General features: G+C 34.4%; 22 protein-coding genes and 1 pseudogene. 8 read left to right on the plus strand and 15 right to left on the minus strand.

Annotated features, from left to right (window positions below; genetic code table 11):
- Positions 1-32: 32 nt before the first annotated feature.
- Positions 33-1,262 (minus strand): class I SAM-dependent rRNA methyltransferase, encoded by a 1,230-nt coding sequence (locus BLT57_RS11185; RefSeq protein WP_091425739.1) that lies wholly within the window; start codon positions 1,260-1,262, stop codon positions 33-35.
- A gap of 100 nt (positions 1,263-1,362) precedes the next feature.
- A complete protein-coding gene (locus tag BLT57_RS11190; protein WP_091425741.1) occupies positions 1,363-2,094 on the minus strand; it encodes a bacteriorhodopsin-like in 732 nt (243 codons plus the stop codon).
- A 113-nt stretch (positions 2,095-2,207) separates the two neighbouring features.
- On the opposite strand from BLT57_RS11190, the gene BLT57_RS11195 reads away from it, so the two are divergent.
- Positions 2,208-3,110 (plus strand): Brp/Blh family beta-carotene 15,15'-dioxygenase, encoded by a 903-nt coding sequence (locus BLT57_RS11195; RefSeq protein ID WP_091426770.1) that lies wholly within the window; start codon positions 2,208-2,210, stop codon positions 3,108-3,110.
- Between the two features lie 58 nt (positions 3,111-3,168).
- On the opposite strand, the gene dnaK is transcribed toward BLT57_RS11195, so the two are convergent.
- Complete coding sequence (dnaK, locus tag BLT57_RS11200) at positions 3,169-5,076, minus strand: molecular chaperone DnaK (RefSeq protein WP_091425742.1); 1,908 nt, start codon at positions 5,074-5,076, stop codon at positions 3,169-3,171.
- A gap of 191 nt (positions 5,077-5,267) precedes the next feature.
- On the opposite strand from dnaK, the gene BLT57_RS11205 reads away from it, so the two are divergent.
- A complete protein-coding gene (locus tag BLT57_RS11205) occupies positions 5,268-5,771 on the plus strand; it encodes a hypothetical protein (protein WP_091425744.1) in 504 nt (167 codons plus the stop codon).
- Positions 5,772-5,881: 110 nt separating this feature from the next.
- Positions 5,882-7,306, plus strand: coding sequence for an L-serine ammonia-lyase (locus BLT57_RS11210; protein ID WP_091425745.1), 1,425 nt, complete (start codon positions 5,882-5,884; stop codon positions 7,304-7,306).
- Positions 7,307-7,310: 4 nt separating this feature from the next.
- On the opposite strand, the gene BLT57_RS11215 is transcribed toward BLT57_RS11210, so the two are convergent.
- Positions 7,311-7,769, minus strand: coding sequence for a nuclear transport factor 2 family protein (locus BLT57_RS11215; RefSeq protein ID WP_091425746.1), 459 nt, complete (start codon positions 7,767-7,769; stop codon positions 7,311-7,313).
- 105 nt (positions 7,770-7,874) lie between these two features.
- Between BLT57_RS11215 and panB the strand changes: the two genes are divergently transcribed.
- Complete coding sequence (gene panB, locus BLT57_RS11220; RefSeq protein ID WP_091425748.1) at positions 7,875-8,693, plus strand: 3-methyl-2-oxobutanoate hydroxymethyltransferase; 819 nt, start codon at positions 7,875-7,877, stop codon at positions 8,691-8,693.
- A 16-nt stretch (positions 8,694-8,709) separates the two neighbouring features.
- Positions 8,710-9,414, plus strand: coding sequence for an RluA family pseudouridine synthase (locus BLT57_RS11225; RefSeq protein WP_369825367.1), 705 nt, complete (start codon positions 8,710-8,712; stop codon positions 9,412-9,414).
- A 1-nt stretch (position 9,415) separates the two neighbouring features.
- Here the strand turns inward: BLT57_RS11225 and BLT57_RS11230 are convergent, their stop codons facing one another.
- From BLT57_RS11230 to BLT57_RS11275, 10 genes and pseudogenes are all read right to left on the minus strand, one after another.
- Positions 9,416-10,072 carry a sensor histidine kinase gene (locus BLT57_RS11230; RefSeq protein WP_231928689.1) on the minus strand — a complete coding sequence of 219 codons (657 nt, stop codon included), beginning with the start codon at positions 10,070-10,072 and terminating at the stop codon, positions 9,416-9,418.
- Positions 10,073-10,182: 110 nt separating this feature from the next.
- The gene (locus BLT57_RS11235) at positions 10,183-10,893 is read right to left on the minus strand and encodes a hypothetical protein (protein ID WP_157717182.1); all 711 of its coding nucleotides are present in this window, start codon (positions 10,891-10,893) and stop codon (positions 10,183-10,185) included.
- Positions 10,894-10,908: 15 nt separating this feature from the next.
- Positions 10,909-11,430 (minus strand): hypothetical protein, encoded by a 522-nt coding sequence (locus BLT57_RS11240; protein ID WP_091425752.1) that lies wholly within the window; start codon positions 11,428-11,430, stop codon positions 10,909-10,911.
- A gap of 91 nt (positions 11,431-11,521) precedes the next feature.
- Positions 11,522-12,346, minus strand: coding sequence for a biotin-dependent carboxyltransferase family protein (locus tag BLT57_RS11245; protein ID WP_157717183.1), 825 nt, complete (start codon positions 12,344-12,346; stop codon positions 11,522-11,524).
- A gap of 16 nt (positions 12,347-12,362) precedes the next feature.
- The gene (gene pxpB / locus BLT57_RS11250; RefSeq protein ID WP_091425756.1) at positions 12,363-13,094 is read right to left on the minus strand and encodes a 5-oxoprolinase subunit PxpB; all 732 of its coding nucleotides are present in this window, start codon (positions 13,092-13,094) and stop codon (positions 12,363-12,365) included.
- A gap of 9 nt (positions 13,095-13,103) precedes the next feature.
- Positions 13,104-13,838, minus strand: a complete 735-nt coding sequence (gene pxpA, locus BLT57_RS11255; protein ID WP_197675471.1) for a 5-oxoprolinase subunit PxpA — start codon at positions 13,836-13,838, stop codon at positions 13,104-13,106.
- Positions 13,839-13,844: 6 nt separating this feature from the next.
- The gene (locus tag BLT57_RS11260) at positions 13,845-15,071 is read right to left on the minus strand and encodes an Nramp family divalent metal transporter (protein WP_091425757.1); all 1,227 of its coding nucleotides are present in this window, start codon (positions 15,069-15,071) and stop codon (positions 13,845-13,847) included.
- 4 nt (positions 15,072-15,075) lie between these two features.
- Complete coding sequence (locus tag BLT57_RS11265) at positions 15,076-18,303, minus strand: S41 family peptidase (protein ID WP_091425758.1); 3,228 nt, start codon at positions 18,301-18,303, stop codon at positions 15,076-15,078.
- 67 nt (positions 18,304-18,370) lie between these two features.
- Positions 18,371-19,483 carry a DUF2891 domain-containing protein gene (locus tag BLT57_RS11270; RefSeq protein WP_091425760.1) on the minus strand — a complete coding sequence of 371 codons (1,113 nt, stop codon included), beginning with the start codon at positions 19,481-19,483 and terminating at the stop codon, positions 18,371-18,373.
- Positions 19,484-19,525: 42 nt separating this feature from the next.
- A pseudogene (locus tag BLT57_RS11275) lies at positions 19,526-20,239 on the minus strand (YifB family Mg chelatase-like AAA ATPase); the annotation flags it as partial.
- Positions 20,240-20,291: 52 nt separating this feature from the next.
- Between BLT57_RS11275 and BLT57_RS11280 the strand changes: the two are divergent.
- Positions 20,292-22,061 carry a recombinase family protein gene (locus BLT57_RS11280; protein ID WP_091425761.1) on the plus strand — a complete coding sequence of 590 codons (1,770 nt, stop codon included), beginning with the start codon at positions 20,292-20,294 and terminating at the stop codon, positions 22,059-22,061.
- 25 nt (positions 22,062-22,086) lie between these two features.
- Here BLT57_RS11280 and BLT57_RS11285 read toward each other — a convergent pair whose 3' ends face one another.
- A complete protein-coding gene (locus tag BLT57_RS11285) occupies positions 22,087-22,776 on the minus strand; it encodes a recombinase family protein (RefSeq protein WP_091425762.1) in 690 nt (229 codons plus the stop codon).
- A 169-nt stretch (positions 22,777-22,945) separates the two neighbouring features.
- Between BLT57_RS11285 and BLT57_RS14290 the strand changes: the two genes are divergently transcribed.
- Positions 22,946-23,077, plus strand: coding sequence for a hypothetical protein (locus BLT57_RS14290; protein WP_255361751.1), 132 nt, complete (start codon positions 22,946-22,948; stop codon positions 23,075-23,077).
- 139 nt (positions 23,078-23,216) lie between these two features.
- Complete coding sequence (locus BLT57_RS11290) at positions 23,217-23,585, plus strand: hypothetical protein (RefSeq protein WP_091425764.1); 369 nt, start codon at positions 23,217-23,219, stop codon at positions 23,583-23,585.
- The last annotated feature ends 2 nt before the right edge of the window (positions 23,586-23,587 follow it).

A 23,587-nucleotide genomic window follows, 5' to 3' on the forward strand; every position in this document is an offset into this window, starting at 1 on the left:
TGTTGGACTTTTGTTTTATATCGTGTAATGTGCTAATCTAAAAAACGGTAATACCCACATTTTAAATATGCGCCTTCTTCAAAACCGATGGGATGATCAATATCATGTTGCGTTTTTCGTTCTACTGAAAATAATCGTTGAGATCTTTTTAAGGTCTGCGTATTAATGTCATAAAATGCTGTCGCAGATACCCGAGACGAACAAGATGCCAAGACTAATAAACCGTTTGGGGTTGTGAGCTGTTCACCTAAACTTGCTAATTGAGCATATTTCTTTTTAGCGAGTTGGGTTTCAGATTGTTGTTTTGCAAAACTTGGCGGATCAATGACCACTACATCAAATGTCCTTTTTTCTAAAATAAGCTGTTCTAAGATTTTAAAAGCGTCACCTGCTAAAGTAAAATGCTCCCCAGAAAACATATTTAGTTTTCCGTTTAGTTTCGCTATCTGAAGGGCTTGTTCACTAATATCTAAACTGATAACCTCTTTTGCACCATTTGCTAAGGCATGGACTGAAAATCCACCAGCATAGGAGAATACATCTAAAACTGATTTGTCTTTACTTAATAATCCCACCAATCTCCTATTCTCTCTATGATCTAAAAAGTAGCCTGTCTTGTGACCTTTAATCACATTGGCCGAAAAGTTAACCCCATGTTCAACAAATTGAACAACTTCATTTTCTAATGTTCCATAAACCACCTCTCCATCTTTAATTTGATGTGTCACTGAGTTTTGCAATGAACGACTCAATCTGATAACTGCGGTCTCACAAGCTGAAACTTTAATTAAGCTTTCTAAAATAGTTTTGAGATAGGGTAACCAGATTTCAGAATATAACTTTAGAACTAAAACCGTATTATAAATATCAACTATCAATGAAGGAAAGCCGTCATTCTCTCCAAAAAGTAATCGGTAACTATTAGTATTTGTTTTTAATAATGGCTCTCGTTTTTGAAAAGCAGTTTTAATTTTCCGAAGAAAAAAAGAATCATCAATTTTAATAGGTGCTGAAGCATTATAAATCATTTTAATACGAATAGGTGAATTTGGATCATAAAGACCAATACCAATCATACTGTTCTTCTTTTTTCCGAAAATGATTGCTAAGTCACCTGCTTTAGCATTATCATTAATTTTGATGATACTATCAGAAAACATCCATGGATGACCTTGTTGAACGTAGTGCTCTCCTTTTGCCGTAAGTTTTACAGCAAGACGTTTAGGTTGATATGTTGATTCTATTGTATTGGAAAATATCATAAATGCAAATTAACAGGTTTTAAATAGAATTTCAGGTTAAAGCAAAAAAAAAGCGCAACCCTATAAGGTTACGCTCTTTCGTGGTAATTTATCTTTTCAATTAAGCGATTGCTTCTTGCTTTTTAACAGCTAAGGCATAGATTACTAATCCAAATCCAATTTTGTTAATGGCATCGGCAATGTTGTAAGCTACATCTACACTACCAGATCCTAATATACTAGTATACCATCCATCTGTCCCTAACATGTAACCTAATGGGTAAATAGCCCATCCTACAAGTACGAACCAACATAGTATTTTGTGAGCTTTTAAGATTTCTCCTCCAGCAGCTACTGCTAATTTCTTTGCGCTTCCTAACCAGATTTCGTAAACAATAACAAAGTAAGCTAATCCAGAAATTCCACCCCATAAAGCGGCTTGATCTGTAAACACTGCCTCTCCAAAATAACCTGTAACAAGCATTACAACGGATAACCCGATTAATTTCCACATTAAAGAAGGTTTTGCACCTGCAACTTTAAGAATTAAATAGAATTCTACACACATTAATGGCACCGTTAAAATCCAATCCACATATCTGAAGAATGTTGGTGATTCCATGTTAACAGCCCAATAATCTCTCATGTAGAAATAATGAACCGCTGCGATAAAAGTAATTAGTCCTGAAACTAATACTGAAGTTCGCCATTTTTTATCAAATTGATTTAATGATAAAAAGAAAAATGCTGATGCAGCCATCATAGCCATGCAACCAACAAAGAACGTAAATCCAACGTAATCTGTTGGATCCATTTTAGACGTAACGTCTACTAAAAGTGAGATGGTTTTCATATAAATTATGTTTAGTTAATTATTTTGTTAAAGCAAATTTAAACATTGTTAAACAAAATAATTTCTGTTTTAACAAAACTTTTAGTTATTTATTACTAATCTTACAAATTATTATGCAAAATATTTACAATATATCAATAGTTTTAAGTTTCGCAGGTTTATGGGTAACATCCATGTTCTCTGGTAATCTTGAAATTATTCTTGGGTTTATTTTTATATTTTCATTTGGAATTTTACATGGGTCTAACGATATCCTTCTTATCGACTCATTATCATCAGTGAAATTAAAACATCCATTTATAAGCGTACTTGGTATTTATGTATTGACAGTGCTATCTGCAGTTGTGGCTTTTTATTTCATTCCAATTCTTGCTCTGAGTTTGTTTATCATCTTTAGTGCGTTTCATTTTGGTGAACAGCACTGGGAATATAGGAAAGTGAATCCATCGAAAGGCATAACTAATGTATTCTACTTTATTTATGGTATGCTTGTATTAGAATTATTATTCTTGTTGAATCCGGCAGAAGTCATTGAGGTTGTTGAAGCGATTACTACATATCAATTAACGGAAGCAATTATCACATATAGTTTTATAATTACATTGACGCTGTTTTTGATGTCTTCGTTGTATTTATTTATGACATCTAAGGTGTTTAAAAAAATCATTTTTAAGGAATTATTTTATCTCTTGATTTTTACGATCATTTTTAAAGTATCTACCTTAATTTGGGGATTCGCTATTTATTTTATTCTCTGGCATAGTATTCCATCGCTTTACGAACAAATCACCTTCATATATGGTGATTTTAATAAAAAGTATTTAATAAACTATTGTAAAAATGCTCTTCCATATTGGGTGATATCACTAATTGGAATATCGGTTGTGTATTTATTGTTTAAAGACAAAACTATTTTTTCTGCAGTTTTCTTTTCATTTATAGCAGCTGTAACATTTCCTCATGCTTTAATCATCAATAAAATGTTCTCCAATAAAAAAACGCAACCAAATACATGATTGCGTTTTCAAATGTTTAAAAAATCTTAATTCAATTCTGAATAATCTTCAGATATTGTTATTTCACTTCTTCAAAATCTACGTCTTCAACATCGCTTCCTTCCGCTTCGCCATTTTGACTTGCATCTGGTCCTGGTGCTTCTGCTCCTCCTTGTTGAGCATCTGCTTGTGCTTTATACATTTCTTCTGAAACTACTTTCCATGCTTCATTAATTTTTTCTAAAGCCGGCTCGATAACTGCAATATCTTTAGTTTCATAAGCCTTCTTCAATTCTTCAAGCGCATCTTCGATGGGCTTTTTCTTATCATCAGATAATTTATCGCCAAATTCTTTGAGCTGACTTTCCGTTTGGAAAATCATTGCATCTGCTTGATTTAATTTATCTGCAGTTTCTTTTAATTTAGCATCTGCATCTGCATTCGCTTCAGCTTCTTGCTTCATTTTAGCAATTTCTTCTTCAGTTAAACCTGAAGATGCTTCTATACGAATATCCTGAGTTTTATTTGTAGCTTTATCTGTTGCAGATACTTTAATGATCCCATTAGCATCAATATCAAAGGTAACTTCAATTTGAGGTGTTCCTCTTTGTGCTGGTGGAATACCATCTAAGTGGAAACGACCAATCGTTTTGTTATCTACTGCCATAGGACGCTCTCCCTGTAATACATGGATTTCTACCGATGGTTGATTATCTGCTGCTGTTGAGAATACTTGTGATTTCTTAGTTGGAATCGTCGTATTAGCCTCAATCAATTTTGTCATTACGTTACCCATAGTTTCAATACCAAGAGATAATGGTGTCACGTCTAATAAAAGGACGTCTTTTACATCACCAGTTAATACTCCACCTTGGATACCTGCTCCTAGCGATACAACCTCATCTGGATTCACACCTTTACTTGGTGTTTTTCCAAAGAACTTCTCTACAGCTTCTTGCACTGCAGGAATACGTGTTGATCCACCTACTAAAATAACTTCGTCAATATCACTCTTAGTTAAGCCTGCTGCTTTTAAAGCCGATGCACAAGGTTCAATAGTACGCTTTACTAAATCATCAATTAACTGTTCAAATTTAGAACGAGTTAATGTACGCACTAAGTGCTTAGGTCCTGAAGCTGTAGCCGTCACATATGGTAAATTGATTTCAGTTTGTGCAGAAGATGATAATTCAATCTTCGCTTTTTCAGAAGCTTCTTTTAAACGTTGTAACGCCATTGGGTCTTTACGTAAATCGATACCTTCTTCTGAGTTAAACTCATCGGCTAACCAATTGATGATCTTCTCATCTACGTCATCACCACCTAAATGCGTATCTCCATCTGTAGATAACACTTCAAATACGCCATCTCCTAATTCTAGTATAGATACATCATGTGTTCCTCCTCCAAAATCGAAAACAACGATTTTTTGGTCAACACCTTTTTTGTCCATACCATAAGCTAATGCTGCTGCCGTAGGTTCGTTAATAATTCTACGAACTTTTAATCCTGCAATCTCACCTGCTTCTTTAGTAGCTTGACGTTGAGAATCATTAAAGTAAGCTGGTACAGTAATTACTGCTTCAGTTACATCTTGACCTAAATAGTCTTCAGCAGTTTTCTTCATTTTCTGAAGAATCATTGCTGATAATTCTTGTGGTGTATATAAACGACCATCAATATCAACTCTAGGTGTATCGTTGTCACCTTTAACCACTTTGTATGGTACACGTTCTGCCTCTTTTTTAGATTCAGAATATTTGTTTCCCATAAAACGTTTAATTGAATAAACTGTTTTTGTTGGATTTGTTACTGCTTGTCTTTTCGCTGGGTCTCCAACTTTAATTTCACCTCCTTCTACAAAGGCAATAACTGAAGGAGTTGTTCTTTTACCTTCAGCGTTTGGGATCACAACAGGTTCGTTACCTTCCATTACAGAGACGCAAGAGTTTGTTGTTCCTAAATCGATTCCAATAATCTTACTCATAATTTTATATTTAGTGTTTTCTATTTCCTTTGCTTGGGAAATGTCATATTAATTTTACTTTCGATATCTATATGTCAATGACTATGCCATGACAAAAAATATGACATGATGTCATAAAACTTTATAGACATTCTTGAATTAAATTGTAGTTTTGGTACGCGATTTGATTCTTAATAACAAATCTTAAACTTATGAAACATATATCTCACTTTATTTTAGTTGTTACCGCTTTGTTTATGGTGTCTTGCGAAGGTGAACCAGGTCCTCCTGGTCCTGCAGGCCCTCCAGGCGGCTTGTTAGTGTCTTCTGCTTTTGAAATTGAAATCGATTTTAATGCGCAAAACAATTACTCTTTCATTGAAAGTTATGGATTTACTGTGTTCCCTTCAGACGTGACTTTGGTCTATATTTTATGGGACACTTTAGATGGTCAAGACATTTGGCGTTTACTTCCTCAAAGTGTAGAGTTTGATGACGGAACACTCATCTATAATTACGATTTTACACAAATTGACGTTAGCTTCTTTCTAGATGGCACTACCAATTTTGATGCTTTAGGTCCTGAATGGACCCAAAACCAAGTATTCAGAGTTGTTGTTATTCCTGCGGATAACGTAGACAGTATTGATGTATCAAATCTCAATATTGTCATGCAATCTAATGGTATTGAAAACTTTAATGTAAGATCAAATTAAAATAGATGTCCGAAATTAATTTCGGACATCTATTTTGAAATCTTTCGCTCCTCGTGTCACACGTCTTTAACAAAACGTATATTTGCGCCGCAACTAAAACGATTTCGTGAATGGAATGTATTTCTGTCTTTGATATGCTTAAAATAGGTGTTGGGCCTTCGAGTTCTCACACGCTAGGTCCGTGGCGTGCAGCAGAGCGATGGATTCAAGAACTTAAAGCCACTAATAAGTTTGACAAGGTAGAAAAAATAACAGTAGATCTCTATGGTTCCTTGTCTTTGACAGGAAAAGGACATGCTACTGATTATGCTCTGCTTTTAGGATTAAGTGGTGCTGATCCTGAGTATATTCCTGTAGAAAGCATCGATGTCATCATTGCCAACATTAAAAACACAAAATCAATACGCCTTAATAACGACAGAGTACTTCCATTCGAGATATCTAAAGACATCATTTTTAATAGAAAGTTTTTACCATTTCATTCAAATGCTCTAATATTCTCCGCACAAATTAATGGCAGGCGCTATCGTTCAACATACTATTCTATTGGTGGAGGCTTTGTAGTTCAAGAAGAACGTAAAGTTTCTAAAGCCAATAAGATTATTTTTTATTGCACATTACCCTACCCAATATCTAATGGGAAAGAACTTTTAAAATATTGCCACGATTTAAAATTACCAATATCTGGTGTTGTTTTAGAAAACGAAAAATCTATTCGGTCAGAAGAAGCAATAAACACAGAAATCAAACGCATATGGGATACCATGCTAGAATGCATGTATGTTGGCTGTCATACTGAAGGTCATTTACCTGGAGGGCTAAATGTGAGACGCCGTGCTTATGACATGCATCAGAGTTTGAAAGGAGATATTGCTTACACAAATCCAGTGGAATGGCTATACTCCATAAGAAATACTGAAGTAAAATTTAGACAAATCCTTAAATGGGTGAGCTGTTTTGCGCTTGCTGTAAATGAAGTCAATGCTTCTTTAGGACGCGTTGTTACAGCTCCAACAAACGGAAGTGCTGGTGTCATACCAGCCGTATTAATGTATTATCTAGTCATTGAAAATCATGATGGTGATTTTAATGATATCAAACGCTTTCTTCTTGTTGCAGGAGAATTTGGTAGTATCTTTAAGAAAGGTGCCACTATAAGCGCTGCAATGGGGGGCTGTCAGGCCGAAATTGGAGTCTCTTCTGCTATGGCTGCTGCTGCTCTTTGTGAGTTATCTGGTGGAACACCTGAACAAGTTCAGGTTGCTGCCGAAATAGCGATGGAACATCATTTAGGGATGACATGCGATCCCATAGGTGGCTTGGTACAAATCCCATGTATTGAACGCAATGCAATGGGAGCCATCAAAGCTATTAATGCCTGTGAACTTGCGTTAGATACCGACCCTAATAACGTTAAAGTGCCTTTAGATACAGTGATTAACACGATGTGGGAAACAGCTAAAGACATGAATACGAAGTATAAAGAGACTTCTGAAGGTGGATTAGCAGTTGGTGTACACTTGAGTGATTGTTAGACTCCTATTCTTGCATACAATCACGCCGACGTGTATCTATTAAATAAATAATCTTCCAGTTACCTTTCTCTTTAAAGAGCTGAAAAGAGTTTACGCCACAATGACTAAAATTATTATCAAACCAAAAATTATATGGTGTCCAAACGTGGGCCATATCACCATCAATCTGAATCGTATAATCTAAAATCTCCTCTCTGAAGGGTTTATCTTTTGGAATAGAAATAATAGAATTTAAAAACCCTTGAAATTCAGTAGTATTCAATTGTGTCACTCCTTCTCTGTTTTTTCCAATAGACTGCATTTTGATGTCCTTAGAAACGGCTTCTAGCATGATCAAAGTATCCTGCTTATGGAAACCCTCAAAAAATCGTTCTATAGCAGCCTTAACAGTATCCTTTTCCGAAGATTGAGAAAAAGATAGTGTTGAAACTAAAAATACGACTAGGAAGATATAGTGTTTCATGGAATAAAAATTTCTGTTAAATTATAAAATAAATAGTTTTTAAAGCTCAGAATAAATAAAGTTTAACAAAACTCTGTATTTTTACCAATAACTAATTTCTATTTTATGTCTGTAGCCAAAAAAGATTACAAGAGAATTACTGTAAAATCTCTTATAGAGATGAAGCAAAACGGGGAAAAAATTTCGATGCTTACAGCTTACGATTATACCATGGCAAAAATTGTTGATGAAGCTGGTGTCGATGTGATTCTGGTTGGTGATTCAGCAAGTAATGTGATGGCTGGACATGAAACTACATTGCCTATTACCTTAGACCAGATGATTTATCACGCGTCTTCTGTAGTAAGAGCTATTGATAGAGCCTTAGTGGTGGTAGATTTACCTTTTGGAAGTTATCAGAGTGATCCCAAAGAAGCCTTGCGCTCAGCTATTAGAATCATGAAAGAATCTGGTGGACATGCCGTTAAGATGGAAGGTGGCAAAGAAGTTAAAGAATCTATCAAACGTATTCTAAATGCAGGAATTCCAGTAATGGGACATCTCGGTTTGACACCACAATCTATTTATAAATTTGGAACATATACTGTTAGAGCGAAAGAAGATCAAGAGGCACAGCAATTAAAGGAAGATGCATTAATGCTGGAGAAAGCGGGATGCTTTGCTGTGGTACTTGAAAAAATACCAGCGAAACTAGCTCGTGAAGTAGCAGCAAGCATATCTATACCTGTCATTGGTATTGGCGCTGGAGCTGGAGTTGATGGACAAGTACTTGTACTGCACGACATGATTGGAATGACCCATGAATTTCACCCACGCTTTTTGCGTCGCTATATGAATCTCTATGACGATATGACTAAAGCTATTGGTCAATATGTTGATGATGTAAAGGCTGTAGACTTTCCTAATGATAAAGAGCAATATTAATCTAGACGTTTTAAACTTGACGAAAGACAAAATCCTATCCCATAAGAATAATCTTCAGGTACTTTATGAAGATAATCACATCATCATCGTTAATAAGCGTGCTGGTGATATTGTTCAAGGCGATAGAACTGGTGACAAACCACTAAGTGATGTCGTTAAAGACTATATTAAAGACACATATAATAAGCCAGGTAATGTATATCTTGGTGTTGTGCATCGTTTGGATAGACCAACGACAGGAATCGTTCTATTTGCTAAAACGAGTAAAGCCTTACCTCGACTCAATAGATTATTTGCTGAAAAGAAAGCTCAAAAAACATATTGGGCAGTTGTAAAAAATGCACCTGTAAAGACAGCGGATACACTTATCAATTGGCTGAAGAAAAACCCTAAAAATAATAAATCAACAGCCTATCCAAAAGAAATCAATGACAGTAAAAAAGCCATCTTACATTACAAATTGATTAAGTCATTAGACAACTATTACCTGTTAGAAATTGAATTAGAAACGGGGCGCCATCATCAAATAAGAAGTCAGTTGTCACATATAGGCTCGCCAATTAAAGGTGATTTAAAATATGGTTTTGATCGAAGCAACAAAGACGCCAGTATACATCTTCATGCCAAGCGACTGCAATTTATTCACCCTGTTTCAAAAGAAAAAATTGATATTATAGCACCTTTACCAGATGATGCCATCTGGAAGGCTTGTGAACATTAGATTAAAAAGGGTAATCTATTGTTAAAATAACCCCTTCGTTCGTTTGTGATTTCAGCTCTAATGAGGCATTGATCAAATCTGCTCGGCTCTTCATATTAATCAAACCTGAGCCTTTTTCAGCGGTATCAATATCAAAACCCTTCCCATCATCTGAAGCGACTATAATGAGTCTATCAGGTCGGTAGTCTAAAATGATATTTAAACATTTGGCTTCAGAATATTTAACGCTATTGGACAAGAACTCTTGTAAAATTCTAAAAATAATAATTTCGTGTTTTTTATCAGAAAGCTCTAGTATCGTTCCTTTAACCTCTAATTCGACTGAATCAAATTTCATTCGTTTTAGTCGGTTTAACTCATTAGTTATAGAATCTTGAAATCCTATATTGAGTAAGACATCATTATTTAACGACTTTGACAATGCTCGTACTTCTTTTAGGCTTTCTTTAACGACCTCAGATGTTTCTTCTAATTTAATCTTAACATCTTCGGAGACTTTAGTCCCTAACATATTCAGCTGCATACTAGCATAAGCGAGTAATTGACCCACATTATCATGTAGTTCCCAACCTACGTGTTTCAATGTTTGTTCTTGTATTTCGGTTTGTGTACGAGAAATTTCCTCATCGAATGCTTTTTGCTGTTCAATCTTTTCCATCAACAGCTTGTTTTTTCGTTTTTGAAACGTAACAAAAAACGTAATAACGATTATTGAAAGTAAAAGCACAACGAATATCATATAGCCTATTAAGGCTATTTGCTCTTCATTTATAGCTTGCTCTTCTTGAGTGAGTACCAAAAGCCAAAAGCGAAACATAGATAGGTGAAAATATTAATTAATAATAATAGTAATGCTCTAAATTCAATGAATTGAGTATTCACTGCATAGAAATACGCATTAAAAATAAACAAGGGTGTTACCATTAAATACCACAATAATAAAGCAACACTTATATAAAAGGAAGGCAGTTTATAATACATTAAAATAAACTCACTTCGCATTAATTCAATAAAGTAAAACACAACAAATAAGCTTACAATTGCAGATGCGAGTATATTATCGTAAGGTAATCCTTTTATAAAGAAACCATCGGTAAAAATGTAAAAAATGACTGAGAATACCGTATAGAACACAACAACTCCTCTAATGATTACTTTAAATATTTTGGTTGATAATAAATCCGAATAGAATACACCTAATAATCCAATGGTCAATAAGGAATATATGTTGTAAAGCCATATATTCTCACAAAAGAGGCTGTTTTTTAAGTCTATATACCAACTGTAATTATAATTATTTTGCAAGATTTGAGGATAAATACCTAACCATTCTACAATAACCGTCAACCACAAGTATTGAACAAATATTTTGAGTGTATCGTTTTTAGTTTTTATTAAATAAATAGTACCTGACAAGGCTGCAATAAACTCAACGGTTTTAGTTATTACTCCATAATTATTTAACAAAAAATCTTTCAAATATAGTTTACAATTTTATTGCGGATAATTAGCCGAAGGAGGAATTCCATTGCTACCATGATCCAATCCATCTCCTCCTGGTATATCGGGACTTCCGACTTGATAATTCAAATATAGCATATTTCCCTCTGACATATTTTTAGTACCTGTAGGCACAAACAAAATCGTAGTGTATCCAGGAGCATTCTTAACTGCTGGATGAGCTCCTAAATATAATCGCACACCATCCATTGTATATCCAAGATCTTCTGCTTGATTTGCTGCAAGTTCAAGATAATTTTCTAAGTCGGTAAGAGAATACCAAGATGATCTGTTGTCTCCACCTTCAACACCTCTAAAAAACACACTACTAATTGTATCATACCTAGAATTATAGGCTTGTGTCAATGATTTAATCTCATTTGGTTTCACAATTCCTTTTGGCGTCATTGGCGCCAAAGCATCAGTAACTGCAGGTTCTCCATAATATTGAGTGTAATAATACATACCTCCTACACCAATAATAAATCCTAGAATAATTGATCCTAATTTTTTCATAATCTCTTTATTTTGAATTAATTGCGATTGTAATGTATTGAAAATCTCAGTAAAAACCCATGCTTTTTGTTAAAATATGGGTTTTTTCTTACTAATCTATACATTTAAACCGAATCTTCTCCCCAAAAACCTTCTGAGCGAGGATATCAATTGCAGATTCAGAACATTGTAATATTCTTGGATATCCACCTGTTGTTTGACTGTCTCTCATAAGCACAATAAGCTGTCCTGAAGGTGTAAATTGCACGCTTCCCGGCATGACTAAAGACGTAATAATGGGCGTCATCATGTTTGGAAGGCGTTCATTAAATTGGTATGCCATACGATTACTGTCTTTTGAAATACTTAAGTCTAAATGTTCGAGTTGCGCTTGCAATTCATGACCTAATAATCCAAATTCAGGACCTTTATAGACATCTATAAACTGAGTTTCAAAATGATTTTTATTAATTTTCACTGTTGCGAAAGCAGTCGTTTTATCTGCAGCCTTTTCGGTAATTGGCACAAGATCCCCCTTTTTAAGAATATCAGATGTTGTCACCTGCTTATACCAACTGCGACTCGCCAAAACTAATTTAGTTTGGAAACCTCCAAACACTGAAAGGTAAGATCTACATCCATAAATTAACGTTCCAAAATGCAACACATCTCCAGCAGTAACAGTAATAATTGAATTCATTTTAATTGAAGACGAATTTAGGCTAGGACTCATATCGGCTCCTGTAATACAAATAACAGTATTGCTATGAAATTTTAGTCGTGGTCCATACATGGTAATCTCTATCACCGCTGCATTTGCATCATTACCTACAATTGTATTCGCTAAACTGGCCGAATACCTATCCATCACTCCAGAATAAGGAACTCCGTATTGCTGACATTCATACCTACCAAGATCTTGAATGGTGTCGTACAAACCAGTTTTTAACACCTCAACCATCAATCACCTCACTTTCTATATGATACTGCCCGTTTTGAACTTCAAACAAAATTTTATCATATTCAGTTTTGCTAACAGAAACAAACTGAATGGTATCTCCAGATTTTGCAAAACATGGTCTTTCTAGCTTTGGATTAAAAAATTCTAATGGTGAATTTCCAATGATGTTCCAGCCTCCAGGACTTTCATTTGGATACACCCCTGTTTGTTCTCCACCAATCGCAACAGCTCCTTTTTTGACGAATTGTCTCGGACTCATTTTTCTCGGAAAATGTAAGCGTTCATCTAAGCCACCTAAGTATAAAAAGCCAGGTAGAAATCCAATAAAAAAAACAGTATAATTAGTACCTGAATGCAACTTAATAATTTCAGGTTTTAACAGTTTATTTTCTTCAGAAATTACATCCAAATCAAGCCCAAATTCATCATCATAACACACAGGAATCTTCCAATGCCTCAAGGCAGGTTTTATTTTGCTTTCTCTCTTAGAATACAGTGTTTTTAGTGCTATATATTCATCATAGATATTATCAATAGTATATTCATAAATAATTAATATCGAGTTGTATGCATGATTTATTTGAACTATTAATTTAATATCTGAATGTTGAATTTTATTTTTAAAAACTAAAACATCTTCAAGGATGCTATTGTCAATTATTGATGGCCATTCTATTAAAATTGAACGTTCTGAAAAGCGTCGATATGTGAGTTCAAAAGCCATTATAACCAACTAAGAAATTTCGATATTATGCTGCTTCAATTTAGCAATTACATCTTTTAAATTTCGGACTACCTTTTCATGATCCCCATGCACACAAAAAGTCTCTGCTTTTAACGTCAGCTCTACCCCATTTAAAGTTCTCACTTTTCCGTTTAAAATCATTTGATACACATGTTGAAACATGGCTTCTGAATCATGAATCAATGCCCTCTCTTGATGACGAGACACCAAGGTTAAATCTTCATTATAATTTCTATCTGCGAAAGCTTCAAACTTGACTTTCAAGCCTTTGCTGATTGCTAGTTCAGCAATAATCGATTGATAAGGTGCATACAAAACAACATCATCACCAAAACGTTTCACAACCTCAATAACAATCAACGCCATATTTTTATCTATAACAGCAAGATTATATAATGCACCATGCGGTTTTATATGATTCAGGGGTAGCTGTTTTCTATCTAGAATCAACTTCAAACTATTGATTTGCCCAAAAAGGCTTTCACTTAGTGCTTTTGACGACATTTTTACAACCTGCCTTCCAAAATGCACTCTATCCGGAAATGACGGATGAGCACCAATCTTAACCCCATAGTCCTGTGCCAATTCAACAACAGCTTTCATTGTAGAAATATCTCCCGCATGACCGCCACAAGCAATATTGCACGAAGACAATAATGGCATCAAGGCTGCCTCATTACCAATGCCTTCTCCTAAATCACAATTAATATCTATCTTAATCACTTTATATTATAATAAATTGAACACTTTTAAAATACTCTTAACGCCTAAAAATATTGCAATTCCAAAGATGATAAACCCTAGGACATTCTGAATTAAAGAGTTTTTATATTTTCCTAAAATCGCGGACTTATTCATAATCCATAATAAAAATCCGGCAATTACAGGTAAAAGCAGTCCGTTAGCAACCTGTGCGAATTTTATAATTTCAATAGATTTAAAACCAACTGATGAGAACACAACCCCTAAGCCCAAGATAAATATCCAAACCAACCTAAAACGTTTAGATCTCATATCAGAACGCCATCCCAAACACCCTGAAGCGACATAAGCTGCAGCCAAAGGCGCTGTGATTGCGCTGGTGATGCCAGCCGCAAATAACCCTAAAGACAGAAAGTAAGAGGCGTAATTTCCGAAGAGTGGTTCCAAACCTTTCGCTAAATCGGCTGCATTATTAACTTCGGTTGTCTTTATTGCTGCTGCCGAAATGATAATACACATAGAAACGACTCCTCCTAAAACCACAGCTATAATGGTGTCTTTTATTGCGAATTTTAAATCCGTTTTACTTTTCCATTTTTCTTTTACTAGAGAGGCGTGTAAAAACAAGTTGTAAGGCACAACGGTTGTACCAACTAAAGCGATGACAGTTAATATGCTTTCATTTGAAAACTCAGGCGTAAAAAGACCTTTAAATACCTCAGACAGATCTGGTTTCGTTAAAATCGCTGTAATCAAAAACGCCAAACTCATTATAATTACTAAAGAAATCAATGCTTTTTCTAAAACTTTATAATTTCCGATAAACAGCAAAACAAATGCTATTACTCCAATGAGAATGCTTAATACATTCAATTTTAACGCCCCGAATTCTAGGGTTGAATTCCCTAAAATGGTCTCTAATCCTAATACACTACCACTAATGTTTCCAGCTTCATATGCAGCATTTCCAATAACTATGGCAGATAGAATTAATATAATTGCTAAAGTTCTAAATAACGGATTAGAAATTTCGGTTCTAATAACTTCGGACAACCCTTTTTGAGATACAATACCTAAACGCGCTGACATTTCTTGCAGGATAACTGTCGCAACAATTGAGAGCAACATCGCCCAAAGTAGAGAAAACCCAAAATTAACACCTGCCAGAGTACAAACAGTAACTGTGCCTGGCCCTATAAATGCCGCAGCAATTAAAGGACCTGGCCCTATATTTTTAAACCAATTTTGAATCAAAAAATTATAATTGTTTTAGTAATGTCTCTACTGCTTTTTTCAACTGAGTATCTTGTCCTTTCGACTTGTCATCAGGATTGTTTTTTATCAAAATATCTGGAACAGCAGGTCCCAATTCCATATTAGCTGTTGACTCCTTGACATACCATCCTCTAAAAGGCATTCTTACTCTAGATCCATCAATAAGTCGCGCAGCTCCCGTAGAAATAACTGCACCAAATGTGGGCTCCCCAACTAATGTGCCTAATCCTAAAGCTTTATAGGCATGAGAAAATATTTCTGCATTTGAGTAACTTGTACTATTACAAAGCGCAATGGATGGTTTTGTCCAAGATGCAAGAGGTAAACGTTCGCTAAATGGATAATGATCTACAAATTTTAGCTTATCTTTTTCTAAATTTTTAGCAGCTCCCCTCGGAACAGTAAAAGCATGTTGTTTGACATTTAAAACCGCCATCAAATAATCGGTAGTCCATCCACCTCCATTAAATCTCACATCAATAACCAAACCCTCTTTCCCTAAACCTGCTGCAGTTAATTCTCTTTCAAAATTCTCAAAACTTTGCCAATTCATACCCTGAATATGGATATACCCTAACTTACCGTTGGAATATTTTTCTGTTAGGCGCTTGCGCTCTTTTACCCACGCCTTATAGTTTTCATAACGATTGCTTGACCCTGGCCTAATGATAACTTCAAGGTTATTATTACCTCTTTTTATTTCTAAATATATTTTTTCATTTGAAGTCCCTTCTAACAAACTGTAAAAATTAAGATTTTTCGTAAGTTTTGTTCCACTAACAGCAGTAATAACATCACCAACCATAACACTACTTGCACTTTTATCTGCTGGCATATTAGCAACGACTGCAGTAACTTCTATACTTCCATTAGCATTTGGCTTTACTTCAATACCTAATAAACCCGTTCGTTCTCGTTGCAGGTCTTCACGGTTTTCACCGACATAAAAACCCATATGACTTGCATTGATTTGACCTAACATCCAATTGAATATATTTTGAAAATCTCTTCTCGTTGAAGCTTTCATAGCCAGTGGCTTAAAGGTGGTTTTTAAAGCTTCCCAATCTTGACCATGAAAATCAGGATCGTAAAACCCATCATTAATTGCTTTCCAGGCTTCATCAAAAATTTGATTAGATTCTTCAAAATAATCAACATCCATTTTGGCGGTAATCGATAACGTTTCTGATTTATCTGTTACTAAATTAAGTACCGACAAGCTTCCTGACCCTTTTGTCAATAAAAATTTTGTTCCTTTTTTATCGGCCGTAATATTAGAAGGTCTGGCATTTTTCGTTGTTATCGCCTTTTTATCTTTGCCTTCCCAAGATATTTTATACAAATCGGAATCAACTTGGGCATCACCTCTACTGCCATTACCCGTAGTGTAATATATGGTTTCACCATCTTTTGATATAAACTCCCCAAATTCACCCCCTACAAACGAAGTTACTTGCACTTGTCTTTCATAAATATCTTCAAAATCTATGGTAATATCTTCAACTGTATCTTTAGAATTGTCAGCTTTATCATTTGTATCCTTGTTTTTTTCCTTCTTCTCACCTTTATTTTTTTCATCTTCCCAATCCTGAGGTGTTTTTTCCCAATCGGCTTTATTCAACCAAGTGAACCAAACATCGTAATCCCCATTATTTCGATTGGAACTAAACACCAATTTTTTTCCATCATCACTCCAAATAGGACCGGCATCTTGCTTAGGGTGCATTGAAATATTTACAGGTTTTTGAGAGTTATCTGCTTTGTGAATATATACTTCCCTATTAAAGTCTAAATCACTTAAACTATAGGCGAGCCACTTAGAATCTGGCGACCAAGACACATCATTTGCAGTAGCCCAACCATCTAACAACAGCTTTTGACTGGATAGCTTTCCGTTGGCATCAATTTTTGCAACAATAAATTCGCCTCTACCTCTTTTATAAGCTATCGATTTACCATCAGGTGATAATATCGGGTCTTGTTCGCTTTCTTTAGTCTCTGTTAACCTAAGTACTTTATACTTTAATGTGTTTAACAAATCAGGTTCATTAGTGTCATCAGACGTTAAAAGATACAAATCGTTTTGACCATCACTATCAGAAACAAAAACTAGAGTACTATCACTTAGCCATACTGGCATTCTATCTCTATAAGCTGACTTAGAGATATTGACTGTTTTTTTATTATCCTTTTCCGTAGACCTTACAAACAATTCACCTCTAATAACTATAGCTGTTCGCTTTCCGTTAGGTGATAATGCAATATCTTCAATTCTATTGGTGAAGGTTTTGTGCTCAATAGGATCAAATCTATAATCTGAACCAATATATAATTTCACCTCTTTTGGTGAGTTTGATGATGTATTAGAAATAAATAATTTATCGCCTTTAACCATAGCCAAATCTTTACCATTTGCACTTAAGCTAAACGAAAAAATACCCATGTCTTTAAATGCTGTTACAGCTTCTATCTGACCCATTTTTTGTCCTGAAGCATCAATATTCAGCTTGTGGATGTTATATTTTCCGCTTTGTGAAGACTGAAAGTAAATAACAGAATCATTACTCCATTGTGGATAAAAGTCATTACCATCGTATGTGGTTAACTGCGTATAAGTATCTTTTTCAATATTGTACAACCAAATATTTCTATTCGCTGGCCCTCGGTAGGACTCTCTTGCAATTCTACAATTTCCTTTTACAAAAACAATAAATTTTCCGTTTGGTGATAGTTTAGCATCGAAGCCTACAGAAGTCATCAATCTAGTAGGCGTGCCTCCTGTATCATTTACCTTGTGTATTTCATTCTCTCGTTCAACTTGAGCAAAATCACGTCGTGTTTCAAATAAAATTGTACCATTTTTTGTGTAATCGGATAAATAATCAGTAGCTGAATGAAATGTAATGCGCTTTGGTAGTCCTCCTTTTGAAGACACCACATAAATATCATTATTACCGTATCTATCACTTTCGAATGCAATTGAAGCACCATCATGACTCCACATAGGATTGGTATCGTAAGCTTCATGAACCGTTATACGTTTCAAATTCTCACCTTCAATCGTGGAGGTCCAAATATCCCCTTGAAAATTAAAAGCAATATTTTTCCCATCTGGACTTATAGACGGTAGGTTTATTAAAGGGTTTTGTGCCATGATATTGGCTGAAAATGCTAAAACAATAATTATTGAAAATTTAAACGTTCGCTTCATAGTGATGGTTGATTTTAAAATTTTTATTTAAAGTTAAACATTTTACACATTTTAATATTAAAATCAATTACTTCTCAATTGAATTTAAGGCATAAATAGCGAAGCTACCGAGCCAATGCCCACCTTCATAACTATCTCCAACGATGCTTGGTAATGAATAATTAATGTGTTGATTGGCTATGTTTTTTAGATGTGCATATTCAGGTAAATCACGAGCAATCTCATTTAAGCTCCAAGCTCTCGAAAAATTTACACCATCAAGGTGTACTAATTTTCCATCGGTTCGATCACTCACTCTACCCGTTTCTAAGTTAAAATTTTCGTTTTTTAATTGCGGAAGAAACTCATTAAGCCATGTTTTAAATACTTCAGCAGGTAATACGCGCTTCATTAAAGCGGCTTCTTCAAAACAAGGTGACAAGAAATCAAATCCGCTAGGCTCCCAACTCAACGGACAACCAGCATCATTACTATAAAAATCTTTAGCGCGCTGTTCTATTAGTGCTTTTAGCGTTTCATCTTCAACAGCTTTGGCATAATCGTAAGCAAATGATAATCCAAAAGCCGTATTAGGATGCTCACCAACACGAATAGGATAGTTCAGTTTAGGTAAGAATTCAACATACTTATTGACAATTAAATTTGTAAGTGGTTGAAGATTTGCTTCTAACTCTCGGGCTACAGGATCATCCCAAGTATGCAGTTCTTCTGCCAACTTTAACAACCAAGCCCAACCATAAGTGCGCTCATAGGTTGTATTATGTGTTCCGAAGAAATAATTGACTTCAACTTCGATATTGGCTTTAGACATATTTTGTAAAAGCATTTTTTTAGCGTCTTCGGCATATTCTAATTCAGGAAATTGCTTGAGCAAACTCACCAAACTCCAATGTCCGTGAACCGCAGAGTGCCAATCAAAGCAACCATAAAATGCCGGATGCAAAGTTTGTGGTGATTTTAAATCGGCATCGCTACCAATCGTTTGGTTGAGTTTATTAGGATATTCGGTTTGAATACAATGAATAGGCAATTGCGCTAAGCGATTAGCTTGTACCATATCGATTGTTGGTATATCAGCCAGTTTGATTTTGGTGCTTTGCTCGGTAGTAGTCGTTTTGTTTTCAGAAGTATTGCAACTCAACACAAAAAGCGCAAAACAGAGTACGTAGTAGTTTTTCATGTTATAAATTTAAGGTTTTAAACGATAACATTTTTATAAAAATCAACCTAACCAACCGTCACGATCCATACTGCGATATTGAATGGCTTCTGAAATATGTGACCCATTAATCACTGGAGAAGCCTCTAAGTCGGCAATTGTTCTCGATACTTTTAAAATTCGGTCATAAGCTCTTGCTGAGAGACTTAAGCGCTCCATAGCCGTTTTTAGCAATTGCATAGACCCATCATCTAATTTGCAATACTTCCGAATTTGTTTGGTATTCATTTGTGCATTGTAGTGCACACTTTTAGAATCATAAAAACGCTTTGTCTGCAATTCTCTTGCTGCTGTGACCCGTTTTCTTATCGCAACAGAGGACTCGCATTTACGTTCATCAGATAGTTTATCAAAAGGTACTGGTGTGACTTCAATATGAATATCGATACGATCTAATAAGGGACCAGAAATCTTGCTCAAATACCGTTGCATTTCCGCGGGACTAGATGTTACAGGTGCATTAGGATCATTAAAATAACCACTAGGACTCGGATTCATACTCGCCACCAACATAAACGACGATGGATAGGTCACTGTAAATTTTGCTCTGGCAATAGTGACTTCACGATCTTCTAGAGGTTGTCGCATCACTTCTAAGACTTCCCGTTTAAATTCTGGTAATTCATCTAAAAACAAAACACCATTGTGTGATAGCGAAATTTCGCCAGGCTGCGGGTAACTTCCGCCTCCAACTAAGGCGACATTTGTAATTGTGTAAGTTGTGTACATTTATAATAATTATATATATTTGCTTAAATATTAAAGGACTATGTTAGCAATATATACGAGATTATCTAGAGAAGATGAAGATAGTAATTCTATTAAGAACCAACTTAATGAAGGTATATTATTTGCAAAGGCTAAAGGGTTTACAGAATATCAAATCTATAATGAAGGCGAAGGTGTTAGCGGTGGATTACAAATAGATGAACGACCAGAACTAAAAAAACTAATTGATGACATAGTCAGCGGTAAGATAACAGCGGTTTGGTTTAGGAATCAAAATAGATTAGAACGCAACAGCTTTACATTTCACACTTTTGTGAAGGTTATAAAAACAGCTAAAATAGATGTGTATTTTGGTGATAAGTTGAACGATTATAATGATGCTAACACATTTCTTCAAAGTAGCATTATAAGTGCTTTAAATCAATACAATAAGGAACTACAAGGGCAACAAACAAAGAAAGTTTTAAAGCAAAGAGCGATTGAAGGAAAAGCACATGGTATAATGGCTTATGGCTACACTAAAGACGAACATGGTTATCTAGTAATAGATGAAGAAGAAAGTAAAGTAGTAAAGCGAATCTATAAGATGTCTTTAGAAGGCATTGGCACTAACAAAATAGCCGAATTACTAAACAAAGATGATATACCAACACGATACAAGAGCAAATACAAAGGAACGTATAAGGTCAAGCATAAATTTAACGGTACTAAAAAGGTTAAAGAGAAAAGCAATGTTACTTGGAAAGGTGGTACAATCAGAAATATTTTACTGAATACTATCTACTACGGTAAAAGAAACTTTAGCGGCGATCTATACGATGTGCCGAATATTATTTCAGAGGCTTATTGGCAAAAAGTAAATAACAATCTTAAAAACAATAGAAACAACAGCGGACAATCCGTAAAGCACAACTATTTACTGCGAGGTAAAATAATATGCGGTAAATGTGAATCTAACTATTATGGTAGAACTAGAGTAAACAAAAAGGATAATTATTACATGTGTTCTAGTAAACGCTACAAAGATAAAAATTGTGGTAATCGGAGTATCAATATTGATGTGATTGAAGATTTTATATGGCAAAGGTTTTTTGCTGATGAAGTCTTAAAAGATAAAATAATTGAACACTTCTCAAATACCAATGCAGAAGAAGATATAAAAGGCATACAAGCCGATTTAAAGGCACTTGAAAAGGAATTAATAAAGAACAGCGAAAGACAACGTAAAGCTGTTAGTTTGGTCTTAGATGGTGTATTAACTAATGATGCTGTAAAGTATGAATTAGACAAATTAAAGAAGGAAGCATCAGCCATAAAGATTAATATTGAGAATAGAAAAGAACACATTTCATCTTTAGAAAATATAGAGGTTATTTCTAGCAATATGATTACAGAATTAGATGAGGTTAAAAAGAAAACATCATTTGACGAAAAGAAGATATTGATTGATAAATACATTGATAAAATTGAAATTAACACACATCGTATTGATAAGACTAAAGGCTATTTTACTTTGTTAATATATTACAAGCAAATATTAGAAGGTTGTGAAGGCTACTATTTAGACTTTCCAAGATATGATTATGCAATTGAAATGTATAATGAAATTATAGTACCACTATCTGACGAATACAAAAGCAAATCAAAAGACGAATTAGATATGATTGTGATGCAAGTCTATTCACAAATGGGTAGAACAAAAGTAATTACAAGCTATGATGAAGAAACCGATACAGAACAATACTATTGGGAAAGTGAAGAAAAAGGCATAACAGAATACTATCGGAAAAATGAAGATGATAAAGATTAAGAAATGTTAATGAAAGACGTTTCGTTTACCTCTCTCCTCTCATTAGGTCATTATCCCTCTGAGTATAATAAGCCATTAATTTAGCTTTCCCAGTTTCATTTTTATCTTCAGCAGTTTCCTTTATTGCAACAGTTAGCAATCCCTTCTTAATGTATGAATAAATACGAGGTCTAGATATAGAATGCATTTCAGCAATCTTAGATATAGATATACCCTTATCTAAATCAGATTGAACAGCAGTAATAAGCGTATAGTTCTTTTTCATTAAATCACTAGATGCACCACGTTTACGACCTTTATATACACCATTGACTTTAGCAATTTCTCTACCCTCTTGTGTACGTTCATTTATGATACTTCTTTCATGTTCAGCAATAGCACCAAACATAGATACCATTAATTGACCATAAGCACTCAGCTTACCATCTACCATCAAATTAAGACCTAAGTTCTCAATACGAATATCTATACCTTTATTAGTAAAGTATTCAATAGTATTCAAGATGTCCTTCAAATTTCTACCAAGTCTTGAAATCTCTTTAACTTCAATAGATGTTATCTTAGAGTTCTTCATCAATTTACTTGCCTCTGGTCTGTCTTTAAAAAGAACACCACCCGAACACACATCAATATATGCTTTTATGGTTTTATCCTTTTTTAACTGTCTGTCAACTTTTTGATTAGGTGTTGAGATTCTAACGTATAAAGCCTTCATTTAATGTAATGTTTTAAGTTATTATTCTATTTAATTACAAATATACGTATTTAATACAATACAAACAGTCTTTATTGTAAATATTTATGTTGTAATCTATTTCTTTACAGTACAAACAATTATATAATTTTTTTGTTATGTAATCGAGAATCAAATAATAATAAATATCATGGATAAAACAGAAACAACAATTGCAATTAGATTGACTAACGATGAGAAATCGCAGATACAACGCAAAGCACATGAAAACTATAAGACGCTAAGTGCCTATTTAAGAGATTTAGCCTTACAACGTGAGTAAGAAATTAAAAGAATAATTAAAGACATAGTCAAAATAGAGACTATAAAATACTGATTTACAATTAAATAAAGCAATTGGTTCAAAATAACCTCTATACGTTAGTTATGTCTAATCGTCAAGCAACAAAACAACTACAACAATGAATAAAATAGGATTAGAATACGGTAAATGGTTAGCACCAATGGGATGGGATTATATAGCTACTATCAGAAGGCATTATCCTCTAACAGAAACTAATGCACCAGTATTAATGCAAAGAGCAGTAAATAAAGCTAAAGTTACAAGACTATTCTATTCTATAGAGCCAGATTATAATGATAAGCATACACACGCACACTTATTGCTTTCTTGTAATTATAAATTAGATCGAGATTCTATGGCTAAGGCGATGAACATACAGCCACAATCTATAAGTTATTTTGAACCTGTAATAAATCAAGAAGCAGTTACCAACTACTGTACTAAGTATGTTGGTAGAAGTAATGTATTCTACAATTTAATTTTCTAAAT

Source organism: Formosa sp. Hel1_31_208, assembly GCF_900104785.1.
Lineage (GTDB): Bacteria > Bacteroidota > Bacteroidia > Flavobacteriales > Flavobacteriaceae > Psychroserpens.

Coding starts and splice junctions, on each gene's coding strand:
- BLT57_RS11185 (WP_091425739.1), bottom strand. CDS start 1,262: ATGATATTTTCCAATACAATAGAATCAACATATCAACCTAAACGTCTT.
- BLT57_RS11190 (WP_091425741.1), bottom strand. CDS start 2,094: ATGAAAACCATCTCACTTTTAGTAGACGTTACGTCTAAAATGGATCCA.
- BLT57_RS11195 (WP_091426770.1), top strand. CDS start 2,208: ATGCAAAATATTTACAATATATCAATAGTTTTAAGTTTCGCAGGTTTA.
- dnaK (WP_091425742.1), bottom strand. CDS start 5,076: ATGAGTAAGATTATTGGAATCGATTTAGGAACAACAAACTCTTGCGTC.
- BLT57_RS11205 (WP_091425744.1), top strand. CDS start 5,268: ATGAAACATATATCTCACTTTATTTTAGTTGTTACCGCTTTGTTTATG.
- BLT57_RS11210 (WP_091425745.1), top strand. CDS start 5,882: ATGGAATGTATTTCTGTCTTTGATATGCTTAAAATAGGTGTTGGGCCT.
- BLT57_RS11215 (WP_091425746.1), bottom strand. CDS start 7,769: ATGAAACACTATATCTTCCTAGTCGTATTTTTAGTTTCAACACTATCT.
- panB (WP_091425748.1), top strand. CDS start 7,875: ATGTCTGTAGCCAAAAAAGATTACAAGAGAATTACTGTAAAATCTCTT.
- BLT57_RS11230 (WP_231928689.1), bottom strand. CDS start 10,072: ATGGAAAAGATTGAACAGCAAAAAGCATTCGATGAGGAAATTTCTCGT.
- BLT57_RS11240 (WP_091425752.1), bottom strand. CDS start 11,430: ATGAAAAAATTAGGATCAATTATTCTAGGATTTATTATTGGTGTAGGA.
- pxpB (WP_091425756.1), bottom strand. CDS start 13,094: ATGGCTTTTGAACTCACATATCGACGCTTTTCAGAACGTTCAATTTTA.
- BLT57_RS11265 (WP_091425758.1), bottom strand. CDS start 18,303: ATGAAGCGAACGTTTAAATTTTCAATAATTATTGTTTTAGCATTTTCA.
- BLT57_RS11270 (WP_091425760.1), bottom strand. CDS start 19,483: ATGAAAAACTACTACGTACTCTGTTTTGCGCTTTTTGTGTTGAGTTGC.
- BLT57_RS11280 (WP_091425761.1), top strand. CDS start 20,292: ATGTTAGCAATATATACGAGATTATCTAGAGAAGATGAAGATAGTAAT.
- BLT57_RS11285 (WP_091425762.1), bottom strand. CDS start 22,776: ATGAAGGCTTTATACGTTAGAATCTCAACACCTAATCAAAAAGTTGAC.
- BLT57_RS14290 (WP_255361751.1), top strand. CDS start 22,946: ATGGATAAAACAGAAACAACAATTGCAATTAGATTGACTAACGATGAG.
- BLT57_RS11290 (WP_091425764.1), top strand. CDS start 23,217: ATGAATAAAATAGGATTAGAATACGGTAAATGGTTAGCACCAATGGGA.